General features: G+C 42.5%; 17 protein-coding genes. 13 read left to right on the top strand and 4 right to left on the bottom strand.

Translation table 11 applies throughout. The features are described 5' to 3' along the window. Positions 1-117 precede the first annotated feature (117 nt). The gene (locus tag GYM62_RS12130; protein ID WP_219956593.1) at positions 118-1,797 is read left to right on the top strand and encodes a sulfatase; all 1,680 of its coding nucleotides are present in this window, start codon (positions 118-120) and stop codon (positions 1,795-1,797) included. 332 nt (positions 1,798-2,129) lie between these two features. Here the strand turns inward: GYM62_RS12130 and GYM62_RS12125 are convergent, their stop codons facing one another. The 4 genes from GYM62_RS12125 to ric (GYM62_RS12110) form a co-directional block, all read right to left on the bottom strand. Further along, positions 2,130-2,567, bottom strand: a complete 438-nt coding sequence (locus GYM62_RS12125) for an Rrf2 family transcriptional regulator (RefSeq protein ID WP_091649239.1) — start codon at positions 2,565-2,567, stop codon at positions 2,130-2,132. A 111-nt stretch (positions 2,568-2,678) separates the two neighbouring features. Beyond that, entirely contained in the window at positions 2,679-3,230 is a 552-nt protein-coding gene (locus tag GYM62_RS12120; protein ID WP_219956592.1) for a fasciclin domain-containing protein, read from the bottom strand. Positions 3,231-3,682: 452 nt separating this feature from the next. Continuing rightward, positions 3,683-4,804: a hypothetical protein gene (locus tag GYM62_RS12115; protein WP_219956591.1), complete on the bottom strand. Its 1,122-nt coding sequence runs from the start codon at positions 4,802-4,804 to the stop codon at positions 3,683-3,685. A 9-nt stretch (positions 4,805-4,813) separates the two neighbouring features. After that, positions 4,814-5,542, bottom strand: a complete 729-nt coding sequence (gene ric / locus GYM62_RS12110) for an iron-sulfur cluster repair di-iron protein (protein WP_219956590.1) — start codon at positions 5,540-5,542, stop codon at positions 4,814-4,816. A 458-nt stretch (positions 5,543-6,000) separates the two neighbouring features. Here ric (GYM62_RS12110) and GYM62_RS12105 point away from each other — a divergent pair, with 458 nt between their 5' ends. From GYM62_RS12105 to GYM62_RS12050, 12 genes are all read left to right on the top strand, one after another. Further along, a complete protein-coding gene (locus GYM62_RS12105; RefSeq protein WP_219956589.1) occupies positions 6,001-8,121 on the top strand; it encodes a ribonucleoside triphosphate reductase in 2,121 nt (706 codons plus the stop codon). After that, positions 8,105-8,275, top strand: coding sequence for an anaerobic ribonucleoside-triphosphate reductase (gene nrdD / locus GYM62_RS12100; RefSeq protein ID WP_139217417.1), 171 nt, complete (start codon positions 8,105-8,107; stop codon positions 8,273-8,275). The genes GYM62_RS12105 and nrdD overlap by 17 nt, the downstream gene beginning before the upstream one ends. After that, positions 8,241-8,942 (top strand): anaerobic ribonucleoside-triphosphate reductase activating protein, encoded by a 702-nt coding sequence (locus tag GYM62_RS12095; RefSeq protein WP_255590367.1) that lies wholly within the window; start codon positions 8,241-8,243, stop codon positions 8,940-8,942. The genes nrdD and GYM62_RS12095 overlap by 35 nt, the downstream gene beginning before the upstream one ends. Before the next feature lie 283 nt (positions 8,943-9,225). Continuing rightward, positions 9,226-9,657: an Rrf2 family transcriptional regulator gene (locus tag GYM62_RS12090; protein WP_091649252.1), complete on the top strand. Its 432-nt coding sequence runs from the start codon at positions 9,226-9,228 to the stop codon at positions 9,655-9,657. 48 nt (positions 9,658-9,705) lie between these two features. Beyond that, a complete protein-coding gene (gene ric, locus GYM62_RS12085; RefSeq protein ID WP_219956588.1) occupies positions 9,706-10,428 on the top strand; it encodes an iron-sulfur cluster repair di-iron protein in 723 nt (240 codons plus the stop codon). 25 nt (positions 10,429-10,453) lie between these two features. Beyond that, positions 10,454-12,229 (top strand): c-type cytochrome, encoded by a 1,776-nt coding sequence (locus GYM62_RS12080; protein WP_091649259.1) that lies wholly within the window; start codon positions 10,454-10,456, stop codon positions 12,227-12,229. Positions 12,230-12,250: 21 nt separating this feature from the next. Further along, the gene (gene nosZ / locus GYM62_RS12075; protein ID WP_091649262.1) at positions 12,251-14,209 is read left to right on the top strand and encodes a Sec-dependent nitrous-oxide reductase; all 1,959 of its coding nucleotides are present in this window, start codon (positions 12,251-12,253) and stop codon (positions 14,207-14,209) included. A gap of 53 nt (positions 14,210-14,262) precedes the next feature. Next, on the top strand, positions 14,263-14,832 hold the full coding sequence (locus tag GYM62_RS12070) for a hypothetical protein (protein WP_091649265.1): 570 nt from the start codon (positions 14,263-14,265) through the stop codon (positions 14,830-14,832). A gap of 48 nt (positions 14,833-14,880) precedes the next feature. Continuing rightward, complete coding sequence (locus GYM62_RS12065) at positions 14,881-15,315, top strand: nitrous oxide reductase accessory protein NosL (protein ID WP_091649268.1); 435 nt, start codon at positions 14,881-14,883, stop codon at positions 15,313-15,315. Between the two features lie 20 nt (positions 15,316-15,335). Then, complete coding sequence (locus tag GYM62_RS12060; RefSeq protein ID WP_219956587.1) at positions 15,336-16,571, top strand: nitrous oxide reductase family maturation protein NosD; 1,236 nt, start codon at positions 15,336-15,338, stop codon at positions 16,569-16,571. Continuing rightward, a complete protein-coding gene (locus GYM62_RS12055; protein ID WP_219956586.1) occupies positions 16,555-17,298 on the top strand; it encodes an ABC transporter ATP-binding protein in 744 nt (247 codons plus the stop codon). The genes GYM62_RS12060 and GYM62_RS12055 overlap by 17 nt, the downstream gene beginning before the upstream one ends. Then, positions 17,291-18,058, top strand: coding sequence for an ABC transporter permease subunit (locus tag GYM62_RS12050; RefSeq protein ID WP_091649275.1), 768 nt, complete (start codon positions 17,291-17,293; stop codon positions 18,056-18,058). Before GYM62_RS12055 ends, GYM62_RS12050 begins: the two co-directional genes overlap by 8 nt. Positions 18,059-18,158: the final 100 nt, after the last annotated feature.

Here is an 18,158-nt window from a genome sequence, read left to right as displayed (position 1 = left end):
TTCATATTCAAATAGCCACTTTGGGAAACCATGGTGGCTTTTTTATTTAAATGGAGAGTGTTCTGAAAATAAGTTTTTTAGATTTATAATTCAACAATGAACCCAGCATTGAATTTTATGAAACAGCTCCAAACCTCCTTTTACTTTCTTTTAATCCTGATTTGTATTTGTTCTTGCAAGACTGAAGAAGAACAAAAAGGCCCTCCCAATATTGTATTCATCATGTCAGATGATCATGCATATCAGGCTATTTCCGCCTACAGCGATCATTTAATTGAAACCCCCAATATTGATAGGATTGCAAAAATGGGAATGCTTTTCACCAATGCTACGGTGACAAATTCCATCTGTGCACCTAGCCGGGCTACTATACTGACTGGCTTACATTCCCATTTGAATGGAAAAGTTGATAATTATTTTCCTTTTGACACTACCAATGTTACATTCCCTCAACTCTTTCATGAAGCCGGTTATCAAACTGCCATGTTTGGAAAACTTCATTTTGGGAATAATCCAAAAGGATTTGATCAGTTTAAAATTCTACCCGGACAGGGAGTTTATTATAATCCCACATTTATTACCAAAAACGAGGGTAAAATAGAAGTGGAAGGCTATGTTACCGATGTAATCACTGATATGACCTTAGATTGGCTTCAGAATGAAAGAAAGGCCGATCAACCCTTTATGTTAATGTATCTGCATAAAGCTCCTCACAGAGAATGGGCACCTGCGGGAAGGCATTTAGAAGAGTTTACTCAGAGGACATTCCCTGAACCGGCTACTTTGTTTGATGACTACTCCGGAAGAGGGAGGGCTGCCAAAGAAGCGGAAATGAATTTGCTCAAGCACATGAACTGGGCAGGTGACTCTAAGATTTATCCGGAAGTATTGAAAGAACTGGGTATTCCACCGACTTCGGACTGGGACTGGAGAGCGTTGGAAAATGAAATTGGAAGAATGAATCCTGAGCAAAGAGTAACTTGGGATAAATACTATAGACCTATAGCTGACTCCCTTAAAAAGACTTATGCATCCATGTCAAAGGAAGATTTGATGAGATGGAGATATCAGCGTTACATGCAGGATTACTTGGCTACCATCAAAGCTGTTGATGAAAACGTAGGTCGAGTTTTGGATTATTTGGAAGAGAATGGCTTGATGGAAAATACCATCGTCGTTTACACTTCAGATCAGGGCTTTTATCTAGGAGAGCATGGTTGGTTTGATAAGCGATTTGTCTATGATGAGTCTTTCAAAACTCCATTGTTGGTGGCTTGGCCGGGAAAAGTTAAGCCAGGGACCAAGTCAGATGAGATGGTTCAAAATCTAGACTTTGCTCAAACCCTACTCGAAGCAGCAGGAATTCCGGCTCCTTCACATATGCAAGGTGAAAGTCTGTTGCCTTTACTCAAGGGTGAAAATGAAAAATGGACCAGAGATGCAGTATATTATCATTATTATGAATACCCATCTGTGCATATGGTTAAAAGGCATTATGCGGTAGTAACCAAGGAGTACAAGCTGACGCACTACTATTATGATGTGGACGAATGGGAGTTAATTGACAGGATCAAAGATCCTAAAGAACTCCAGAATGTCTATGATGATCCAGCTTATGCTCAAGTGAAAAAGGAGCTACATCAAAAGTTAGATGACTTGAGAAAAAAATATGGAGATAACTCTGAGATTTCTCAGCGATATCTGAATGAATACTTGGATCACCTGGAAAAGACCCAACAGTTTGGTGGGGGAAATAAGGAGGTGACTAAGCAATTGTTGGAAAATAGGAAAAAATGAAATTCCATTCTTAGACTTTAAATACTTAAATGTTAATAAGCCCAGAACTTAATTTATCTGGGCTTTTTCTTTTTACCTGAAAAAGGGAGCTGCTTTTTTGGCTATTTGCTTTGAAAAATCCTATATCCCCTCAGTTAAACTGAAAATTCAAAAAAGTATGGCAGTTTCTTAATCCATAAAAGTAGCTCCCAAATAAAATATTATTAAGCTTCCTCAAATTGATTTTCAATTAATCTCTGGAAGGATTATTAAAAAAGACAGCTAATTGAAGAATGATTAGCCTCCTAATCAATTAAAATTGCATGATTTTCGGGTGGCCTACTCGATGAAAATCAAATTATATTTCCCAAATGGGTTTGGCCCTTGATCACTTCTACGGCAAGGTGTTTGAGACTCTTGGAGGTTAGCATAATATCAATTTCTTTACGGACCTTTACTACTTCGAAATGAAGTGGGCAGGGATTTTTTTCTGAGCATTTATGAAGCCCCAAGCTACATCCCGAAAATAGCTGATCTCCATCCACGATTTTGACCACGTCTTTCAAATTGAAATTTGCATGGGATTCATCTGCAAAAAAGCCTCCATTAGGGCCTTTGATTGATCCCACAATCTTGGCTTTTGTGAGATTCTGTAAAATTTTGGCAGTAAACGCCTCAGGAGCACCTATTTTTTGGCCAATTTCCTTAGCACTAACCTTCCTGTCTTCTAGACTTTGAGTCCAAATGTAAATCACGGACTTAATAGCGTACTTAGTAGCTTGGGAGAACATATTGGATAATTTTATCCGAAATATAACCTTCACTTATTAAAGGAAAAAAGCCGGAAGTAGCAAAACCCCGGCCTTTCAAGAAAAACCCTAACAAAATTCTTAAATAGTCTCCTATTTTGGAAGTAGGACTTGGTCAATGACGTGGATGATACCATTGGATGCGGTGACAGTACCGATAATTTTTGCTCCATTAATGGTAACCGTTCCATCTTCGGTAACTGTGACGGTGACTGATCGGCCATCTGCTGTTCCAAGATTCCTGGCATTTACAAAATCACCGGGTTTGTAAACTCCCAGTAAAACATGGTATTCGAGGATGTCTCGGAGTTTTCGTTGATTCTCTGGTTTTACTAGATCATCTAGAGTACCGGCGGGTAATTCATCAAACGCGGTGTTGGTGGGAGCAAAGACTGTAAATGGTCCAACATTGGTCAAAGCATCTACATAGTCTGCGGCTTTCAATGCCGCGACAAGTGTGCTGTGATCCGCAGAGCTAATGGCTACTTGTACCACATTAGGATTGGAAACATCGTCCACAACAGCAGATTGTCCAGGCCCCGGAGCAGACTCAGCGGTAGAAGTTGTGCTATCTGTGGCCTGACCGCCACAAGACCAGGCGGCCAGGGCCAGAAACAAAGAAGGGAGATAAAGCAACTTTTTCATAGTGAAGAGAGATAAGAATTTGGATCTTTTTGAAAGTTGAATGCTTAAGGTTATTAAATCATCAGTTAAATGTAAATCCCATAAAAATAAAAGACAAATAAATCCTTTATTATTTTTTAAAAATCTTAAGAAAATTTATCTCAATATATATTAGGCTATTTTAGCGAGATAATTTTATCCTATTTAATAGGTTGATTTGCTAGTATTCTAGTAAGAAAATGCATTCAGAAATTAATTTATTAGCTTATTTTTTAAATGATTGAGTAAGACAATCCTCGATCCTCGGGGCGACTATTTAAATTGAGATCTTTTGAAATCGAGCAAAAGAGGGTGATAAGTTCTTGATGTGATAAAAATTGATGTCCTAAATCTCGGATTCCCTAGAGTAGTTTGAAAATATATCATTTACCTTCTGAAAACTTGGTTTACGACTTGGGATCCTGAAAATAAGCTCAATGAAGTATCTTTTTCCTGCCTTCTCTGTAAATTTTGTTGCCAGATTGGCTGGAAGTACCACCTTTCATTATTTTCCCGATAATGATTCCTGCCATCAGCACAAACTGAATCAAAATCAAGTATCCATTCGCTACTCCTAATACTTTGCGCAGCTCATATTCATCGAGGATACTAGACACAATTCTTCCCAAAAGACTAAGCTGAAAACCGGTCCAAGTGATCCAAAGAACCGGATGATAAGGGGTCTGCCGGATCCCGAAAATTGTAGGGAAAATAATCGGAGCATGTGCCCAAATCATGGAAAAAGTAAATCCCAAAAAGAAGGTGTGAAGGATCAAGTCGTAGTATAAGGAGTGATTTCCCAATCCCATTAAAATCAAGCCATGGATCCCCAGCCATAAATATCCGACCTGTAATCCAATCCCGATATAGCGGAATTGGGCAGCTTTGCGGGAAGCCACCTTTGCCATGTCAAAAACCAACAACCATGCAGCAATCAATAGGGCTGAAATTCCCATAATCTCATTGCCCCAAGCGTGAAAGGGAACGATCAAGCCCACCGTGAATAGGGCAAGGAGGGATTTTAAGGCGTTTTGTGACCAGGACGGGACTGGTAAAAACTGGCTCAATTCAAGCCGTTCGCCCACAATAGTAAACAGGAGGAAGCCAATCCACCAAGTACTTCCCGCCGCAATCAATCCGGTCTGCCATGCAAGAAAATTGCCGATAAACCAGGAGACAGCGCCTCCATACAGCAACGCGGAGTGGAATTTTGGGTGCTTCAGGGTTTGCAGGTGCATAATCAAGCTTAGCCCGAGAGACCCTGTGGTCAATAGGATCAAACCGACTTCAGAGAGGCCAAGGAGAAAAGCGAAAACTGAAATCCCGGTAAGGAAAGGAATCAAAAGCCATGTTTTTTTTGCCATGACCATGGCCCGCTCCAGAGAAATCAAAGTTCCCAAGAATCCACCCGTCATAATCAATCCATGTTGACTTGCGGCTTCGATAAGGGGGATCGCGGGGTAGCCAAGCCTGATCCAGCCTCCGGATATCCCGACCACCAAACCCAAAAGAATAAAGGGGAGCAGGTAGAAGGCCTTGAATGGGGTGGGAATCATTTCTATCAATCAGTTTATGCTCTGGTCAGGCTTCAAGGAAATGGCTTCGGGGAATAAGATATTATGCTCCAAGTGCATATGCTTCTGAAGATTTACATCAAATTCCTGAAGTAATGCAAAGGCTACTTTGTAGGTATTGCAGGCATAGGAGGGAGGATTGTAATCATTTGAAAGTCTCCGAATCTCTTCCAAACACGCTCCTTCTTGAGCATGATCCTCCATTAATTGGTAGATCAATTCTCGGATTTTCCGGAAATTTGGGCTCAAAAGCAGTTTTTTTCTCTCTTCGTCTGTGTAAATCTTGCGGATGAACGGAAAAACTATCAGCTCTTCCTGTTGTAAATGTCTTTTTAAATCTTCGGTGGAATCTTCAAAAAGGGCTTTGATTTTTTTGAGCTGAGGTTCATGGGCGCCGTGAACCTTGACGACTCGCTTTAGGAATTTCCGGATTAGTGGAATCCGTTCCCGGAGCATGGCGTGATGCTTATTCTCAATATAGTTCGCCAATAGGGTTAAAGGCCAACTTTTGTAATCGAAGTGATCCTCAGCAGGTTGGGTGAATGCTTCAACAAGTTTTTCAAACAAAAGCTGGGGGTCTATCTTTTTCTGAGTGCATGCCTCCTGAATTGTCTGATCTCCTTTGCAACAAAAATCTATTCCGAAAGTCCGGAATACCAGAGCAGCTCTGTAATCCCTTGAGACTATTTCGCTTATGGGTAGTTCTGCGATATTTTTCATATAATAAAGGATATTGTTGTCCTCTTTTTAAAGTTAAGAAAAGGGACGATGTCCCGAGTTCATTTGTAAAGTTACAAATCTATTAAAAAAAGATAAAAAAGTCCTTTAATAATTTTCTCAACTTTTTATCTCTAAGACTTAAGATCAATGGATTTCTCTTGAGAGATAACTTTTTAATTTTGCAGGTGAAAAATCATTCTGAATTCATTAGCATATAAAATTCTAGGTATTTTTTTTGAAAATAGTCATTTAAGACTAAAATAAAAGCTTTTTGATTAGCCAACTTCATAGGGTAACCAATTTATTTTTTCAAAAATGAATGGAGGGTACCTTGTTTCGATAAAAATTAATGATAAATATCATGCTGGGATCTGAGGAATATTAGTTCAGATTTTTTTCAGTTGGCTCGCTTTTTATTCAATATTAAAGGATAAAATAATCCCTTAATAAGATGAAATATGGAACAATATGTAATCAAAAGAAATGGAGAATATGAGCCCTTTGCTTCCTTTAAGATTGAAGACGCCCTGAAAAAAGGCTTTCATAGTGTATCCGAAGTCTATGATTCGGTAGTTTTTGATCGAATTCTCAGAAATTTAGCTTCCAAGACCACTTGGGCGGTTGAAGAGATTCAGGATTTGATCGAAAAGGAGCTTTTTCAGTCGGGTTACTTTCAGGTCATGCGGTCCTTTATGCTCTACCGTCATACCCGAAAACTCCAGCGTGAACATGTGGCTGGACTCAACGATGACACCACCTATGTGGACAGTACCCAGACAATCGAAGAATATATCCAGCAGACTGACTGGCGGATCAATGCCAACGCCAATACTTCCTACTCCAATGCCGGCTTGGTCAACAATGTGGCCGGAAAGATCATCGCCAACTATTGGTTGGACAAGGTTTACAATAAGGAGGAAGGCTATGCTCATCGCAATGGGGACCTACATATTCATGATCTTGATTGCTTGACGGGCTATTGTGCAGGGTGGAGCTTGAGGGGCTTACTCAATGAAGGATTTAATGGAGTCCGGGGTCGGGTTGAAAGCCGTCCACCCTCGCATTTTCGTGAAGCCCTGGGACAAATGGCTAATTTTCTGGGTATCCTCCAAAGTGAATGGGCAGGAGCACAGGCGTTCAGTTCTTTTGATACCTATTTGGCACCTTATGTATTCAAGGACCAGCTCAATTATAAGGAGATCGAGAAAGCCATTCGTTCTTTTGTCTATAATCTCAATGTTCCAGCGAGATGGGGTCAATCGCCTTTCACCAATGTGACACTGGACTGGGTAGTTCCCGAGGATCTGAAAGACCAGATGCCGACCAAGAGTGACCTGCATCTATTCCAGGGGATCGATTCTGATTTGTTGATGGAAAAGGCGAGAAAGCGGGGAGTGAATTCCCTGGAAGAACTTACTTACAAGCATTTCCAACCCGAAATGGAGCTGATCAACAAGGCTTACTACAGGATTATGACCGAAGGAGATGCGAATGGGCAGCCTTTCACTTTCCCTATTCCTACGGTCAATATCACCGAAGACTTTGATTGGTACGGACCCAATACGGATTTGCTGTTTGAAAATACGGCCAAAATAGGCTCTTCTTATTTTCAAAATTTCATAGGCAGTCAATATACGGTGGATGAGAATGGTCAAAAGATAGAAAACCCCAATGCCTACAAGCCCAATGCTGTTCGGTCGATGTGCTGTCGCCTTCAACTCGATTTACGGGAGTTGCTGAAGCGTGGAAATGGACTCTTTGGAAGTGCCGAGATGACCGGAAGTATCGGGGTGGTGACGATCAATATGGCACGCTTGGGATATTTATTCTCCGGAAATAAGGCTGGACTTTATGAGCGATTGGACTACCTGATGCAGATTTCCAAATCCACTTTGGAAAAAAAGCGGGTTTTCATCCAAGAAATGTACAACCGTGGGCTCTATCCTTACACTCAACGATATCTGAAGCATTTCCGAAATCACTTTTCGACCATCGGGGTGAATGGTTTGAATGAAATGATTCTGAATTATTCCCAGGGAAAAGAAGATATCACCGGCGACTTCGGACAAAATTTTGCCGCTGAGCTCCTCGAATACATTCGAAATCGCATGAAAGAATTCCAGGAAGAAACCGGCAACCTTTATAATCTCGAGGCTACCCCGGCAGAAGGTACCACTTACCGATTTGCGAAAGAGGATAAGAAACGCTTCCCCGAAATCATCCAAGCTGGAATGGAGGAAAACATTTATTACACCAACAGCTCCCAAATCCCGGTAGACTATACCGATGATCCTTTTGAAGCCCTGTTGCTACAGGACGAACTCCAATGCAAGTACACCGGAGGTACCGTGCTGCACCTGTACATGAGGGAAAAAATCTCTTCGCCTGAGGCTTGTCGCCGCTTGGTGAAAAAGGTGCTTTCCAACTTCAAGTTGCCTTACATCACCGTCACTCCGGTATTCAGTATTTGCCCGGTACATGGATACCTCAACGGCGAACATGAATACTGCCCGCATTGCGATGAAGATCTACTCAAATCACTTAACCAAAAACCAATAAACTATGCAGACCAGCACTGAACCGATCCAAACCAAAGCGCTACTCGATCAGCATGAAGAAAAGCGCACCAAATGTCTCGTGTACACCCGCGTGATGGGCTATCACCGTCCCGTGGAGAGTTTTAACATCGGAAAAAAAGGTGAACACAAGCAGCGCACCCATTTCGTCGAATAGGCTGGAAAAGGGGAGACCTGTCTTCAGTATCTCCCCTTTCACTATGCTGGATTTTCCGGATCGCACAGCTTGCATCCTTTGGTTTGCCGGCTGCAACATGCGCTGCGGCTACTGCTACAATCCCGAGATCGTCCTTGGCAAAGGCAAGCTGAGTTGGGATCATGTCAGGGAATTTCTGCAAAGCCGCCGTCACTTGCTGGATGGGGTGGTGTTCAGCGGAGGCGAATGCACGATACATCCTCAGTTGATTCCATTTGTCAGGGAGGTGAAAAAGATGGGGTTTGAGGTGAAAATCGACACCAACGGCAGTCGGCCTGAGGTAATTGGACAGCTAATTACCGAAGATTTGCTGGACTATGTGGCCCTTGATTTTAAATCTTTACCGGAAAAGTATTGGGAAGTTACCCGCTCTGATTTGTTTTTGGCTTTCGAGAAAACATTGGAAATCATGGTCTCGTCTTCTGTTCCCTTTGAGGTTCGGACTACAGTTCATTCTGAGCAATTGAGGACATCCCACCTTGATGTCATGAACACCTGGCTAAGGGGGAAAGGCTATTTCGGGAGCTATTACTTACAGCCTTTTCGGGGAGATAAGCAGACTCTTGACAATTTGGGTGAGAGCAAAAAGCCAGGATTAAAAAGCAGGGTGGGGGTGTGGAGGAATTGAATGATGGATTTATGAAGAGATGCCAGATGAGCAGTATTCATAAAAATACCTGCCTTTTTTTATTCACTTGGTAGTATGATCGCTTCAAATATTGAAATGTTTTCCGCAATTCCTTCCCGCTCCTAACATTTGAAAGATGTTTTTAATAATGATGGGGCACATACAAATGAGGTGAAATTCAAGAAATAACTTTTTAAACCGAATTTCCAATAAAAAAATATTACAGGATATTTTTATCTTTTATTATTTTTCCATTACATTTGATTCATCAATTAGCGCAAAGATGTTTTCCAAAGCCTGTAAATACGCAATCAATTCCATGGTTTTTCTGGCCACTTTACCGGATGGCAAGGAGCGTGCTGGCATCAAGGACATTGCTTTTGCAATAAATTCTCCGGAAGCTTTTACTGCTAAAATCCTCCAAACTTTGGTAAGAGAAAACTTACTCCTCTCTATAAAAGGTCCAAATGGAGGATTTGAAATCAGCGATTTAGGTAAAAAATCAACTCTTTATAGGATTGTGCAAGTCATTGACGGGGATTCGATCTTCGTGGGCTGTGCACTGGGATTACAGGAGTGTTCAGAGTCACATCCCTGCGCGGTGCATCATAAGTTCAAAGCTATCCGGGATCACCTGACCGGTATGATGATGACCACTACGCTTCGGGATATGGCACTTGGGATTCAAACTGGAGTAAGCTTCTTGAAAACTTAAAAAATTTACTTATATAAAAGATAAAAAGATCCTTTAAAATTAAATCAAATGGCAACTATCATAGACAAAAAAGTAGGCAAAATTGTAGCAGAGAATTTCCGGACTGCCAAGGTATTTACAGAATATGGAATAGACTTCTGCTGTAAAGGAGGAGTCAAACTATCCGATGCCTGCAGCACAAGAGGGCTTAACCTGGAAGAGGTGGTCGAAAAGCTCGAAGTAATCATGCAAGTAGCGGATCAGAGCCCCTATCAGGAAATGTCTCTCAGCCAATTGATTGACCATATTGTGAGTGTCCATCATAAGTATGTGGAAGAGACTCTTCCAGCTTTGAAATTTTATCTCGATAAAATAGAGCGGGTTCATGGCGACCGCCATCCGGAATTGAGTTCAATCCGGAAGGAGTTTTTCGAAGCTGCAGATGCGCTAACCATCCATATGAAGAAGGAGGAATTTGTGCTTTTCCCTTACATCAAAGCAATGGAAGATGCCAAATCCAACAGCTTCCCGCTTTCAAAGCCACATTTTGGACATATCGAAAACCCGATATCTACGATGGAAGAAGAGCATGACACAGAAGGGGAGCGTTTTCGAAGAATTGACTCCTTGACACAGGGTTTTACTTCTCCTGCGGATGCCTGTCAAACTTACCGGGTAGCATTTTCTATGCTGCAGGAGTTTGAGCAGGATTTACATACCCATATCCACTTGGAAAACAATGTTTTATTTCCAAAAGCTATGGTGCTTTATTCAGAATTAAACGCTTCATAAACAAAGTTCTATTAGTTCAAATATCATGAGGATTTCACAACCAAACGAGCTCTTTATTCGCATCTGGAACCGATGGGCGGTAGGATTTTTCCTGATCGCTGCGCTTTTAGGGATGACCATGAGAGCATTTTACATCGTGGAAATCCCTGTTCTCGAATACCGTCATATTCTCCATACCCATTCTCATATAGCCCTCTTGGGATGGGGATTTATGATGCTGATCGGAACCATGATATTTGAGCTGGAAGGAAAGGAAAACTTTGGAAAAAAATACGGAGGGCTATTCATCGCCTTGCTGGTTTCCCTGCTCGGAATGTTGTTCTCCTTCCCAGTGCAGGGCTATGGAGTGGTGAGTATTTCCTTTTCCACCTTGTTTGTGCTCCTTTCCTATGCATTCATCTTCAAGCTTTGGAAGACCCTTGGACAAAGAGAAAACACACTCGGCATTCGGCTTATTCGATGGTCTCTAATCGGGTATCTGATCTCAACCTTTGGCCTATGGGCTTTGGGGCCTGTGACGGCTACTTTGGGAAGAATGCATGAAATGTATTTCATGACCATTCAGTGGTTTTTGCACTTCCAGCTCAATGCTTGGTTTGTACTCGGTACGCTCGGCTTAATCGTTTTTTTTGCCGAAAAAAGAGGTATTAAGATCTTAATTTCCAGCATTCAACAAGGGCTTTTAATAGGTTCTGTATTCTTGACTTTTGCCTTGGCAATTACCTGGGCGGAACCATCGCCAATCTTCTTCTGGATCAATTCCTTGGCGGTTTTGATTCAAGCCTTGGCGTACTACCTTCTTCTTCAAAAAATCATAAAGATTCTTCCCGGGCTTTTCCTTCAGCCCTTTCCCAAAATGCTGATTGTTCTTGCTTTGGTAAGCTTGGTTGCAAAGGCAATTCTTCAGGTTCTTCTGGTATTTCCGGAGGTTGCTGTGATTTCTTATACCATCCGACTGTATGTCATCGGCTTCCTTCATCTGGTTATGCTGGGAGCAATGACTTTCGGAATAGGGGGCTTAGCCCTGGAAGAAGGCAGACTTCCTGCTACGCTTTCTTCCAAAATTGGATGGAGCCTCATTTTGGGAGGATTTCTGGGGACCGAACTTCTGCTCTTTGGGCAAGGCACTATGGTCTGGATGCAGTGGGGATACCTTTCGTGGTATCACTTGGGACTGTTTGTTTTTTCCGCCCTCTTCCCTTTAGGTCTTGCCTTGTCCTTTATCAGTCTGTTTTCTGAAAAATATGTCCAACCTCAATCAATCTTAAAGTATCCCAACTCTAATCAACTCAATGTCGAAACTATGAAAAAAGTAATGATTTGGTCAATGGGCATCATAGCGATGCTGATGACCTCCTGTGGTGGCGGAAGCGAATCTCAGTCTTCCTCTTCCGAATCGGGTTCCCCTGCTGAAGCCGCTGCGCCCGCTGCCGATCCCAAAGGGATAGGCGAAATAAAATCTGTTGATCTCGGATCGGGCGTCGACGCCTCCTTGGCTGACCAGGGAAAGGCTATCGTGGACATGAAGTGCACCGCCTGTCACCAGCTCAATGACAAGCGACTGGTCGGTCCAGGATTCCAAGGAGTGACCAACCGACGTCGTCCGGAATGGATCATGAATATGATTACCAATGTGGACGTGATGCTGGACCAAGACCCCGAAGCACAAAAGCTTCTGGAAGAATGTCTTACCAGAATGCCAAATCAAAATATCTCCATGGATGATGCAAGAGGTATTCTGGAGTTTATGAGAAAAAATGACGAAGAAAAAGCAGGCCAGCGCGATGCTGCCGTGAAATAACCCAGTTAAACTAAAATCCAAATGAAAACAAACAAATGGCTACTTGCTGCAGGTCTGATTGCGGCAGCAATAGCGCCCGGATGTAAGCCCAAAGGAGCCCAAAGTGCCATCACAGGTGATGCGGCTGCTAAGGTCTATGTAGCGCCAGGACAGCATGATGAGTTTTACAACATTGTCTCTGGTGGTTTTAATGGTCAAATGTCCGTCGTAGGTCTTCCCTCCGGTCGGGTATTGAAAATCCTCCCTGTTTTTTCCGTTCACCCGGAAAACGGCTGGGGATATTCGGAACAATCCAAGCCCATGCTCAACACCTCTCTGGGATTCGTACCCTGGGATGATTTGCACCACATCGCTATTTCTACCACCAATGCAGAACATGATGCTAGATGGGCATTTGGAAATGCAAACAATACCCCTCGGATTGCAAGGGTAGATTTGAACAGCTTCAAGACGGTGGAGATCATAGAAATCCCTAATTCTGCGGGTAATCACTCATCTCCGTTTATTACTCAAAACACCGAGTATGTAGTGGCAGGTACTCGTTTCTCTGTGCCCGTTGGGGATAATCAGGACGTGTCCATTGACTCCTACAAGGAGAACTTCAAAGGGTATATATCCTTTATCGGGGTGAATCAGGAGACAGGAGAAATGAATCTTTCATTCCAGATTGAAGCACCTCCTTTCAATTTTGACTTGGCCCGAGCCGGTAAAAATAAATCTCATGGGTGGTTCTTCTTCTCCACCTACAATACCGAAATGGCCCATACGCTTTTGGAAGTGAATGCTTCTCAAAAGGATAAGGACTTTATCATGGCGGTCAACTGGAAAAAAGCAGAAGAATATGTGAAGGCGGGAAAAGGGACCAAGAAAAAAGCAAGGTATGCACATAACAAATGGAATGAGGAAACCCATTCTGCTACCTCCACAATGATGGAGGAGGTGTTAACTTTGGACCCAACTGTGTTGAAAGACATTGTTTATTTCATCCCATGTCCAAAGTCTCCACATGGTACTGATACCGACCCAACTGGAGAATACATCATCGGTTCAGGTAAGTTGGCAGCGATCATTCCAGTTTTCTCATTCACCAAAATGCTGGCCGCAATCGAAAAGAAAGATTTTGAAGGAGATATCCAGGGCATGCCGGTTTTGAAATATGAATCAGTACTACATGGCGAAGTTCAAAAACCAGGTTTAGGTCCTTTGCACACGGAATTTGATGGAAAAGGAAATGCCTACACATCCATGTTTGTGTCCTCAGAGATCGTGAAATGGAATATCGAAACCCTTGAAGTGCTGGATAGAGCGCCTACCTATTATTCAGTAGGTCACTTGAGTATCCCAGGTGGACCTACCGGAAAACCTCATGGTAAGTATCTGGTGGCTTACAACAAAATCACCAAAGACAGATACCTACCTACAGGTCCCGAACTGGCCCATTCAGCTCAGCTCTACGATATCTCGGGAGATAAAATGCAGTTGCTTCTCGACTTTCCAACCATTGGTGAGCCTCACTATGCAGAAGCCTTTCCTGCCTCTTTGATCAAAGACCGTCAGGTGAAATTCTATCCTATCGAAAAAAATCACAGCCCTTATGCCCTCAAAGGAATTAATGACGCCCGAGTGGAGCGAAAAGGCAATCAGGTACACGTGTATATGACTTCCATCCGATCCAACTTCCGACCTGATAATATCGAAGGGGTACAGGTAGGGGATGAGGTTTACTTCCATGTCACCAACTTGGAGCAAGACTGGGATGTGCCTCACGGATTTGCAATCAAAGGAGCCAATACTGCGGAGCTCTTGATTATGCCGGGAGAGACTTCTACGCTGAAATGGATACCCGATCGCGTAGGGGTGTTCCCATTCTACTGTACCGACTTCTGTTCTGCACTTCACCAAGAGATGCAAGGCTATCTGAGAGTTTCGCCTAAAGGGTCGAATGTCTCGCTGAAATACTCCACCGGAGACTCTGAATAAAACTATCCACTTTCGCCGGTGGAGATTCCACCGGCGATTTTCACAAATTGATTATGAAATCCCTTAGCCTCACCAATCGGATATTGCTTTTACTGGCGGTATTGACTTTGATTCCTGCGTATTTCACTCCACTTTGGCAGATTAGCCTCTGGGCTCCTCAATATCCTGAGGGTCTGAATATGAAGATTTGGATCGACCAGCTTAGTGGTAATGTGGACCAGATCAACGGCGTCAACCACTACATCGGAATGAAGCATATCGGGGTAGAGATGTTTCCTGAATTCACTTACCTAAAGTATGTGATTGGTGCAATGATCGGACTAGGTCTGATCTTTTTCTTAGTGGGAAAAAGATGGTCGATTTACTCCTTTCTGGGGCTTCTTTCCGCCTTTGGTATTGCTATTCTGGTGGATATGTACCTCTGGGGCTATGAGTATGGCCATGAGCTTGACCCAAAGGCAGCTATCAAAGTAGAGGGAATGAGCTACCAGCCACCTCTAATTGGTTATAAACAACTTCTAAACTTCTTGGCGTATTCCGGTCCTGATACCGGTAGCTGGATATTGATAGGAGGAATGGGCCTCTTGGTATTGGCTGTTTACCTGGATTGGAAAGGAAAATAAATCTCATCCACCTGCTGAATTAAAAACTTTCATTTAACCCAACTGATCATGAAACGAATATTGATTGCTCTGATCCCAATTCTGATACTGATGGCTTGCAATGCAGACCCGCGTCCGATTGTACTAGGGCAGGACGCTTGTCACCATTGCAAAATGACCCTAATGGATCCAAAGTTTGGGGCAGAATTGGTTACAGAAAAAGGGAAAATATTCATTTTCGACGATGTCAACTGTATGCTTGGCTATATGGATTCTGAGGAGGGAAAAGGCCAGGTGTTTAAACATATACTCGTTATGGACTACCTGAATCCAGGCACCTTACTGGATGCCAATTTCGCCCATTACCTCAAATCTCCCGAATTTAAAACTCCCATGGCTTCTGAAGTGGTTGCTTTCCCGGACTACCAATTATTAAAAGAATATAAAGTCAAAAATGGTGGGGTGTACCTCGCCTGGGGAGAATTAACCACTCAATTTAAGTGATGCTCAAACTCAGAAAAGCCATGAACCGAATCTTTCCATTTATTTTGACTTTGTGCCTTTACGCCATCCATGCTGAGGCAGGCAAGATCATTCTCAAGCCCGGACAATCCATTCAAGCTGCGGTAGATCGCTCAGCTGCAGGGGATACTTTGATTTTCTCCCCCGGAACCTATCAAGCTTCGGCAGTGAAAATACGAAAGCCTTTGAGTTTAATCGGAAATAATCACCCGGTCATGGACGGTGAGAATAAAGGCAATATTTTTCTGGTAGCTTCCGAAAATGTACTGATCCGGGGCCTGAAATTTATCCGAACCGGGAAATCCAACATGGACGACTCTGCGGCAATCAAGTTCTTTGATTCCAAAAATTGCGTCATTGAAAATAATATTTTGGTGGATACTTTTTTTGGATTACACTTTTCCAACTCCTCAAATCTGACCATCCGAAACAATAAAGTGAATGCATCGGCTAGTCGGGAATTTGAAGTAGGAAACGGTATTCATCTCTGGAAATGCAAGGACAGCCTGATAGAGAAAAATGAGGTCTCTGGTCATCGAGATGGTATTTACCTCGAGTTTGTGACCAATACTCTAGCAAAGGAAAACTTCATCCAAGGCAATATGCGCTATGGGCTTCACTTTATGTTTGCTCATAACAATACCTATCTGAAAAACACCTTCAAAAGAAATGGAGCCGGTGTTGCGGTCATGTATACTAAAAACGTCACAATGCAGGAAAACCGATTTGAAGAAAACTGGGGAAGCAGTGCCTATGGAATTTTGTTGAAAGATATATCAGACAGCAAAGTGATCGGCAATGTCTTTCTGAAAAACACAGTTGGGATCTACATGGAAGGCAGCAGCCGAATCGATTTTAAAGAAAATACTTTTAAAGAAAACGGTTGGGCTCTCAAGCTGATGGCGAGCTGTGACCAAAATCTATTCCAAGCCAACAACTTCACAAGAAACACCTTTGATATCAGTACGAATGGCAACTTAGTACTCAACCAACTTAATGAAAACTACTGGGACAAATACGAAGGTTATGATCTCAATCGAGACAGAATCGGTGATGTGCCTTTTCGTCCTATTAATCTTTATAGTGTGATTGTGGAAAAAATTCCTGCATCAGTTATGCTTTGGAGGAGTTTTCTGGTGACCTTATTAGATAGGATGGAAAAAATCCTTCCTACCATGACCCCAGATGAAATGATTGATCATTCACCCAAAATGAGACCCTATGATTTCGGTACATAACATATCCAAAAAATTTGGCAAGCTGCAAGTGCTCAATGAATTCAATCTGGAATTTGAGCTCGGCAACAGCTATGCGCTCATGGGGCCAAACGGCTCCGGCAAAACTACCCTGATCAAAACCATCCTCGGTATGGTGATTCCTGATAGTGGGGATATTAGGGTGGGAAATCAGTCTATCAAAGGTGATGTGTCCTATCGGAAACAGATTGGCTATATGCCTCAGATTGGGCACTACCCGGCCAATATAAAAATCGGTCAGCTATTTTCGATGATGAAAGACATGCGTCCCGAAATCAAAAAATACGATTTGGAGCTTGTAGAAGCTTATGGCCTCGAAGAAATGAAAGATAAAGCTATGGGGACACTTTCTGGCGGTACTCGCCAAAAAGTCTCTGCAGCCTTGGCTTTTCTTTTCCACCCAAGCATTCTTATTCTCGATGAGCCTACTGCCGGGCTTGATCCCATTGCCGTTGAGGTACTTAAAGCCAAAATCAAAAAGGAACGGGATCAGGGGAAGCTGATTCTGATTACTTCCCATATTCTCAGTGATCTGGAAGAGCTGACCAACCGTGCGATTTACATTTATGAAGGGGAGGTGTTTTTCTCCAACACCATCGAAGAGCTAAAGGAAATCACCGGAGAGTGCAAGTTTTCTCCTGCCATTGCCAAGCTGATGGAGTGGACCCTGAAAAAGAAGTCAAAAAAAACGATACTGAATCATGTTTAAGTTACTCAAATACGCGCTATACGATATTCTGAAATCACGCTTTGCCATCATTTATACAGTTTTTTTAGCTTTGGTGGCGATTTCGATCTATCAGGTTTCGGACGATCTGAGCAAAGTCTCTCTGAGTCTGATGAACATCATGATTTTATTTATTCCGTTGATTTCGGCGGTTTTTGCTACTACTCATTTTTACAATAATCTGGAGTTTATCGAATTAATGCTGGCTCAGCCGGTAAAGCGGATTCATGTGTTTCTCAGCCAACTCCTGGCCGTTGTGATTATGTTGAGTTTATCTATTTTGCTAGGATTTGGACTTCCTATGCTACTTTGGGGCGCTGATAGCAGCTTAATCACGCTACTGGTTGTTGGAGTAGTGCTAAGCTCAGTCTTTGCAGGATTTGCATTTTTGGCGAGCGTACTTACTAGGGACAAAGCCAAAGCCATCGGTATAAGTTTGGCACTCTGGATTTACTTTTCCTTGGTCTATGATGGTTTAGTCTTGTACATCATTTACAGTTTTGCCGATTATCCTCTGGAAAAAGCCACCTTGGCATTGGTTATGTTAAATCCTGTTGACTTGGGAAGAATACTCATGTTGATGCAGTTGGATATTTCGGCCTTAATGGGTTATACAGGGGCATTTTTCCAACAGTTCTTTTCCAGTGGATCAGGCATTTTTATTGCCACATTTGCATTGTTGATATGGATGCTTGTTCCGAATTATCTTGCTACTCGGATTTTTAGAAAAAGGGATTTTTGATCTAATAGCTTAAAATTAAAACTCAACTGGTTATAAGTTGGGTTGTCTTATACTTTAAGTTTTTAGGAATTTGTTTTCAATTCGAAGGATGTTTTTCGGA

Source organism: Algoriphagus sp. NBT04N3 (assembly GCF_019443765.1).
Classification (GTDB): domain Bacteria; phylum Bacteroidota; class Bacteroidia; order Cytophagales; family Cyclobacteriaceae; genus Algoriphagus; species Algoriphagus ornithinivorans.
The sequence above is the reverse complement of the archived record's forward strand: the minus strand, read 5'-3'. Positions and strand labels throughout refer to the sequence as shown.

Excerpts from the sequence above, each read along its gene's own strand:
- GYM62_RS12120 (WP_219956592.1), bottom strand. The coding sequence starts at position 3,230 with ATGAAAAAGTTGCTTTATCTCCCTTCTTTGTTTCTGGCCCTGGCCGCC.
- GYM62_RS12105 (WP_219956589.1), top strand. The coding sequence starts at position 6,001 with ATGGAACAATATGTAATCAAAAGAAATGGAGAATATGAGCCCTTTGCT.
- GYM62_RS12125 (WP_091649239.1), bottom strand. The coding sequence starts at position 2,567 with ATGTTCTCCCAAGCTACTAAGTACGCTATTAAGTCCGTGATTTACATT.
- GYM62_RS12055 (WP_219956586.1), top strand. The coding sequence starts at position 16,555 with ATGATTTCGGTACATAACATATCCAAAAAATTTGGCAAGCTGCAAGTG.
- GYM62_RS12080 (WP_091649259.1), top strand. The coding sequence starts at position 10,454 with ATGAGGATTTCACAACCAAACGAGCTCTTTATTCGCATCTGGAACCGA.
- GYM62_RS12060 (WP_219956587.1), top strand. The coding sequence starts at position 15,336 with ATGAACCGAATCTTTCCATTTATTTTGACTTTGTGCCTTTACGCCATC.
- GYM62_RS12050 (WP_091649275.1), top strand. The coding sequence starts at position 17,291 with ATGTTTAAGTTACTCAAATACGCGCTATACGATATTCTGAAATCACGC.
- ric (WP_219956588.1), top strand. The coding sequence starts at position 9,706 with ATGGCAACTATCATAGACAAAAAAGTAGGCAAAATTGTAGCAGAGAAT.
- GYM62_RS12130 (WP_219956593.1), top strand. The coding sequence starts at position 118 with ATGAAACAGCTCCAAACCTCCTTTTACTTTCTTTTAATCCTGATTTGT.
- nrdD (WP_139217417.1), top strand. The coding sequence starts at position 8,105 with ATGCAGACCAGCACTGAACCGATCCAAACCAAAGCGCTACTCGATCAG.
- ric (WP_219956590.1), bottom strand. The coding sequence starts at position 5,542 with ATGAAAAATATCGCAGAACTACCCATAAGCGAAATAGTCTCAAGGGAT.
- nosZ (WP_091649262.1), top strand. The coding sequence starts at position 12,251 with ATGAAAACAAACAAATGGCTACTTGCTGCAGGTCTGATTGCGGCAGCA.
- GYM62_RS12090 (WP_091649252.1), top strand. The coding sequence starts at position 9,226 with ATGTTTTCCAAAGCCTGTAAATACGCAATCAATTCCATGGTTTTTCTG.
- GYM62_RS12065 (WP_091649268.1), top strand. The coding sequence starts at position 14,881 with ATGAAACGAATATTGATTGCTCTGATCCCAATTCTGATACTGATGGCT.
- GYM62_RS12115 (WP_219956591.1), bottom strand. The coding sequence starts at position 4,804 with ATGATTCCCACCCCATTCAAGGCCTTCTACCTGCTCCCCTTTATTCTT.
- GYM62_RS12070 (WP_091649265.1), top strand. The coding sequence starts at position 14,263 with ATGAAATCCCTTAGCCTCACCAATCGGATATTGCTTTTACTGGCGGTA.